Here is a 6,239-nt window from a genome sequence, read left to right as displayed (position 1 = left end):
TGTATAAGAGACAGGTGCCGTAGAGCCAGGCGTCGAAGAGCGCGTCGAGCTGCCTGCCGGAGACCTGCTCGGCGTGGGCGACGAAGTCCGCCGTGGTGACGTTGCCACCGCGCTGGTCGGCCGCCCAGCCCCGGACGATCTGAAAGAACGCCCGGTCGCCGACGGCGGTCCGCAGCGCGTGCACGGTCATCGCGCCGCGCTGGTACACCGAGTGGCCGAACAGGTTCGTCACCCCCGGTCTGCCGGGCGGGGTCCGCCAGAGCGACTCGGACGCGCCGAAGTACTGCCCGTCGAACGACTGCTGCGCGGTCCGCCCGCCCCGGTGCTCCTCCCAGAGCCACTCCGCGTACGTGGCCAGCCCCTCGTTGAGCCAGATGTCCTGCCACCGCGCCAGCGCCACGCTGTCGCCGAACCACTGGTGGGCCAGTTCGTGCGCGACCACGCCGGTGTTCTCGCCCCGGCGGAAGAAGGCGGCCGAGTAGACCGGGCGGCTCTGCGTCTCCAGCGCGAACCTGATGCCCGGCTCGTCGACGACCACCCCGCCGTACGACTCGAACGGGTACGGCCCGAACACGCTCTCCAGGTAATCGGCCACCTCGACGGTGCGGGCGATCGAGGCGTCCGCCGCGCCCTCGGGCAGCTTCGTGGTGACCGCGTGGAACACCGGCCGCCCCTTGTGCTCGGCGCGGGTCACCCGGAACTCGCCGATCGCCACCATGCTCAGGTAGCTGGCCATCGGGGACCGCTCGGCCCACTTCCAGGTGGTCCAGCCGGCGCGGGTGCTCTTGCCGACCGGCACCCCGTTGCTGACGGCGGTCAGCCCCTCGGGGACGGTGATCTCGAAGTCGTAGGCGGCCTTGTCGGAGGGGTGGTCGTTCACCGGGAACCAGGTGCTCGCCGACTCGGGCTGGCCGAGGGCCACCGCGCCGTCGGTGGTGTGCCGGAAGCCGCCCTCGCCGAGGGCCTCGTTGCGCAGCGGCTTCGGCTCGCCGTCGTAGCCGATCTCGGCGGTGAAGCCGTTTCCGGAGGTCAGCCCGGCGGCGGGGGTGACGACCAGTTCGTCGCCGGCGCGGGCGTGCCGGGCCGGGGCACCGTCCACCGTCACCGTGCGCACGGTGAGCCCGGCCAGGTCCAGGTTGAACGTGGAGAGGTCCGCGGTGGCCGTGGCCTGCACGGTGGTGGTGCCGGTGAGGCGGTCCGCCGCCGGGTCGTAGCGGACCTTCACGACGTACCGGGTCACGTCGTACCCGCCGTTGCCGTATCGGGGGAAGTAGTCGTCGCCCACCCCCGCCGCGCCGGGCTTGAACTGCCGGGACGCGGTCGGCGACGGAGTGGCCTCCCGGGCGGCCGGCTCGGGCGTCGAGGAGCAGGCGGCGAGCCCGAGCGCGCCGGCCAGCAGCAGCCGGGTGCCGAGGCGCAGGCCCCGCAGACGCAGCGTCATCATGTCGTCCCTCCCGACGGACGGACGGAGGCCCTCGGCCCGCCCGGCCGGCCCGGCTGGTTCGGGCCGCTCCGCCTGCGGCAGCCTACCCAGCGCCACCCTCCGGCGGTGCACACCGGGGCGGATCGAGGCGGGATCGGGGCGACGCGTCGTCAGGGCAGGGCGGGTGCGCTGCCGCCGACGAGCCAGGCGTCGAGCAGCGCGCCCAGCCGCCGGCCGGAGACCCGCTCGGCGAGGGCGACGAAGTCCGCCGTGGTGACGTTGCCGCCGCGCCGCTCGGCGGTCCAGGACCGCAGTATCCGGAAGAAGACCTCGTCGCCGACGGTCCGCCGCAGCGCGTGCACGGCCAGCGCGCCCCGCTGGTAGACGGCGTTGCCGAACATGTTCGCCCGGCCCGGGTCGACCGACGGCTGCGACCAGTCCGTCGCGGCGTAGTGGGCCGCGAAGCTGCGCTCGACGGTGCGGCCCCCGTCGTGCTCCAGCCAGAGCCATTCGGCGTACGTGGCGAAGCCCTCGTTGAGCCAGATGTCGCGCCACCGGGCCAGCGAGACGCTGTCGCCGAACCACTGGTGGGCCAGCTCGTGGGCGACCACCACCGGGTCGGGGCGGCCGGAGCGGAAGAAGCTCGGCCCGTAGACCGGGCGGGACTGGGTCTCCAGGGCGTACGAGACGCGGCCCTCGGCGAGCGCGATCCCGCCGTACGAGTCGAAGGGGTACGGGCCCAGGCGGTCGGCGAGGAAGTCGACGATCTCGCCGGTACGCGCCAGCGACGCGGCGGCCGGCCCGTCGGCGGGCAGGCTCGCCGCGACGGCCGTGACCATCGGCTTGCCGCGGTGGGTGCCGGTGGCGACCCGGTAGTCGCCGATCACGAGCATGCTCAGGTAGCTGGCCATCGGGGCACGCTCGGCCCAGCGCCAGGTGGTCCAGCCGCCGCCGCTGACCCGCCCCGCCGGCACGCCGTTGCTGACCGCGGCCAGCCCGTCGGGGACGGTCACCTCGATGTCGTAGGTGGCCTTGTCGGACGGGTGGTCGTTGACCGGGTACCAGGTGGCCGCCGAGTCGGGCTGGCCCAGCGCCACCGCGCCGTCGGCGGTGGCGAGGAAGCCGCCGAGGCCCAGTGCGGTGTTCCCGACCGGCTGCGGCACCCCGGTGTATTCCACGTCGACCGCGAACCGGGTGCCCCGCGCCAGGCTCCGCGCCGGGGTGACCACCAGTTCGTCGCTGTCGCGGGCGTGTCGGGCCGGCGCGCCGTCGACGCGGACCGCGCCGACGGTCAGCCCGGACAGGTCGAGGTTGAACCGGGACAGCCCGGTCGTCGCCGTGGCGGTGACCGTGGCGTGCCCGGTGAGCCGGTCGTCGGCCGGGTCGTAGCGGACCCGCAGCCGGTACGCGGCCACGTCGTAGCCGCCGTTGCCGCGCCCGGGCACGTACGGGTCGCCGACGTCGGCCGCCCCGGCCCGGGGGCGGTCGGGGTCCGGGGGTGCCCCGGTGCAGACGGCGAGGGCGACCGCGACGAGGCAGACGGTCAGGCCGGCATGGATCCGTGGGACGGTGCGGACGGCCAGGCCGAATGCCCGGCCGACCGTTCGTTCTCCTGTTCGGACCATCGCTCTCCTCGTCCGTCGCAGGCGGAGCCTAGCCCAAACCAACCCGCCAAGGGCGCAAAGTCGGCGATACCCCCTAAATCGACCTCGCTTCTGCTCGCCTGGAGCGAAAGCTCGCCTCGATCGAGCCTTTCTCTCCTGGGAGCAGGACAGGGTGGAGTTCGGCGCGAGCTGACACCCGAGGCAGAACGGCCCCGCCGCGTTGCGCGGCGGGGCCGTTGCACGTGCTCTCCCGGGCGTGCGCCGGGACCGGAGATCAGCGGTCCAGGACCAGGCCGACCTTCTGGAACTCCTTGAGGTCGCGGTACCCGCACTTGGCCATCGCCCGGCGCAGCCCGCCGAACAGGTTGAGCTGGCCGTCCGGCTCGTCGGCCGGGCCGAACAGCAGCCGCTCCATCTCGCCGAGCGGCTCGCCGGCCACCTCGAACGCGCCGCGCGGCAGCGACGGGTGGCTGGCCGCCGAGTGCCACCACGCGCCGCCCGCCGGGGCCTCCGCGCACAGCGACAGCGGCTCGCCGAGCATCACCGCGTCCGCGCCGCAGCCCAGCGCCTTGGCGATGTCGCCGGAGGTCTGGATGTCGCCGTCGGCGATCAGGTGCACGTACCGGCCGCCGGTCTCGTCGAGGTAGTCGCGGCGGGCCGCGGCGGCGTCGGCGATCGCGGTGGCCATCGGCACCCGGATGCCGAGCACCGACTCGGTGGTCGACCAGTCGTCGCCACCGATGCCGACGATCACGCCGGCCGCGCCGGTGCGCATCAGGTGCAGCGCCGTCTTGTAGTCGGTGCAGCCGCCGACGATGACGGGCAGGTCGAGGTCGGCGATGAACTCCTTGAGGTTCAGCGGCTCGTCGGTGGTGGAGACGTGCTCCGCCGAGACGATGGTGCCCTGGATGACCAGGACGTCCACGCCCGCGTCGAGGATCACCGGGGCCAGCGTCAGGGTGTGCTGCGGGGAGACCCGCACGGCCACCGTGCGGCCGCCGGCCCGCAGCTCGCGTACCCGTTCGGCGATGAGGTCCGGGCGGATCGGTTCGGCGTACACCTCCTGGAGCCGCTTGGTGGCGCGGGCGTCCTCGCCGAGGCCCGACAGCTCCTCCAGGATCTTGGTCGGGTTCTCGTACCGGGTCCACAGCCCCTCGACGTTGAGCACCCCGAGCCCGCCGAGCTGGCCGAGCCGCACGGCGGAGGCCGGGCTCATCGTCGCGTCCGAGGGGTGCCCCACGCAGGGAATGTCGAACTGGTACGCGTCGAGCTGCCACGTCGTGGAGACGTCGTCGACGTCCCGGGTGCGGCGGCTCGGCACGATGGCGATGTCGTCCAGGTGGTAACCGCGCTGCGCGGTCTTGCCCAGGCCGATCTCGACCACGTCACGCATGGTGGCTCCAGGTGGTGTCGGGGGTGGTCAGCGGGAGTGGTAGTTCGGCGCCTCGACGGTCATCTGGATGTCGTGCGGGTGGCTCTCCTTGAGCCCGGCCGCCGTGATCCGGATGAGCTGGCCGCGCCGGTGCAGCTCGGGGACGCTCTCCGCGCCGACGTACCCCATCGCGGCGCGCAGCCCGCCGATGAGCTGGTGGGCGACGGCGGCGAGCGGCCCCCGGTACGGGACCTGACCCTCCACGCCCTCCGGGACCAGCTTGTCCTCGGCGAGCACGTCCTGCTGGAAGTAGCGGTCCTTCGAGTACGACTTGGCCTGGCCCCGCGACTGCATCGCGCCGAGCGAGCCCATCCCCCGGTACGCCTTGTACTGCTTGCCGTTGATGAAGATCAGCTCGCCGGGGCTCTCCTCGCAGCCGGCCAGCAGGCTGCCGAGCATCACGGTGTCGGCGCCGGCCACGAGGGCCTTGGCGATGTCGCCCGAATACTGAATGCCGCCGTCGCCGATGACCGGGACGCCGGCCGGGCGGGCGGCCCGTGCCGCCTCCATGATCGCGGTGATCTGCGGGACGCCGACCCCGGCGACGATCCGGGTGGTGCAGATCGCGCCCGGGCCCACCCCGACCTTCACGCCGTCGGCACCGGCGTCGACCAGGGCCCTGGCCCCGGCGTACGTGGCCACGTTGCCGCCGACGATGTCGATCGTCACCTCGGACTTGAGCTGGCGGACCATGTCCAGCACCGCCCGCTGGTGGCCGTGCGCGGTGTCCACGATGATCACGTCGACGCCCGCGTCGACCAGCGCCCGGGCCCGCTTGTACGCGTCCTCGCCCACTCCGACGGCGGCGGCCACCCGGAGCCGGCCGGCGTCGTCCTTGGTGGCGTTCGGGTACTGCTCGCTCTTGGTGAAGTCCTTCACGGTGATCAGCCCGCGCAGCCGGCCCGAGCCGTCGACGATCGGCAGCTTCTCGACCTTGTGCTGGCGCAGCAGGGCCAGCGCCTCGTCCTTGCTGACCCCGACCGGGGCGGTGACCAGCGGCGTACGGGTCATGATCTCGCGGACCGGGGTCGACGGCTCGGAGACGAAGCGCATGTCCCGGTTGGTGACGATGCCGACGAGCTGGCCGTCGCCGTCGACCACGGGGACGCCGGAGATGCGGTACCGGCCGCAGAGCGCGTCGACGTCGCGCAGGGTGTCGTCGGGGCTCGCGGTCACCGGGTTGGTGATCATGCCGGACTCGGAGCGCTTGACCAGGTCGACCTGGAGCGCCTGGTCCTCCAGGGAGAGGTTGCGGTGCAGCACGCCGATGCCGCCCTGGCGGGCCATCGCGATCGCCATCCGCGCCTCGGTGACCGTGTCCATCGCGCTGGACAGCAGCGGGATGGTCAGCTCGACGTTGCGGGTCAGCCGGGTGCGGGTGTTCACCCGGCTGGGCACCACGTCCGACTCGCCCGGCTGGAGCAGGACGTCGTCGAAGGTGAGGCCGAGCGGGACCACGCGGGCCGAGCCGGCGGGCAGCTCCGGAAGATGGCCACCCAGCTCGCCGTGGTCGGCGCCGGCCGGCAGATCGATGCTGGGCGAATTGTCCACGATTGCTCTCCTGAGCTGGGTCGGGCGGGCTTCAGCGAGGTGGCGCGCGCGGGCATCCGGCGCACGTCGGGTGAGGGCGCGTCGGTGCCATCGTACCCATCGGCCCCCCCGGCCGCCCCCGCCGGAGCCGGGCCGGTGGACGACGCAGCGTGACGCTCACCCCCGCCGAGGCCGACGCGGGGTGATCGGCCGGACGGGGGCGGGCGTCCGGCGGTCGCGGGGTCTACGG

General features: G+C 73.6%; 4 protein-coding genes. All 4 read right to left on the bottom strand.

Features of this window, described 5'->3' with window-relative positions:
• Positions 1 to 1,441: M1 family metallopeptidase (locus E1258_RS28805; RefSeq protein WP_132406668.1), on the bottom strand; the 1,441-nt coding region annotated here is incomplete at its 3' end.
• Between the two features lie 152 nt (positions 1,442 to 1,593).
• Entirely contained in the window at positions 1,594 to 3,048 is a 1,455-nt protein-coding gene (locus tag E1258_RS28800; protein ID WP_132406666.1) for a M1 family metallopeptidase, read from the bottom strand.
• Positions 3,049 to 3,301: 253 nt separating this feature from the next.
• Entirely contained in the window at positions 3,302 to 4,420 is a 1,119-nt protein-coding gene (locus E1258_RS28795; protein WP_007072936.1) for a GuaB3 family IMP dehydrogenase-related protein, read from the bottom strand.
• Positions 4,421 to 4,447: 27 nt separating this feature from the next.
• Positions 4,448 to 6,010 carry an IMP dehydrogenase gene (gene guaB / locus E1258_RS28790; RefSeq protein ID WP_132406664.1) on the bottom strand — a complete coding sequence of 521 codons (1,563 nt, stop codon included), beginning with the start codon at positions 6,008 to 6,010 and terminating at the stop codon, positions 4,448 to 4,450.
• Between the last annotated feature and the right edge of the window lie 229 nt (positions 6,011 to 6,239).

The organism is Micromonospora sp. KC207 (assembly GCF_004348615.1).
In the GTDB taxonomy this organism is placed as follows: Bacteria; Actinomycetota; Actinomycetes; order Mycobacteriales; family Micromonosporaceae; genus Micromonospora.
The sequence above is the reverse complement of the archived record's forward strand: the minus strand, read 5'-3'. Positions and strand labels throughout refer to the sequence as shown.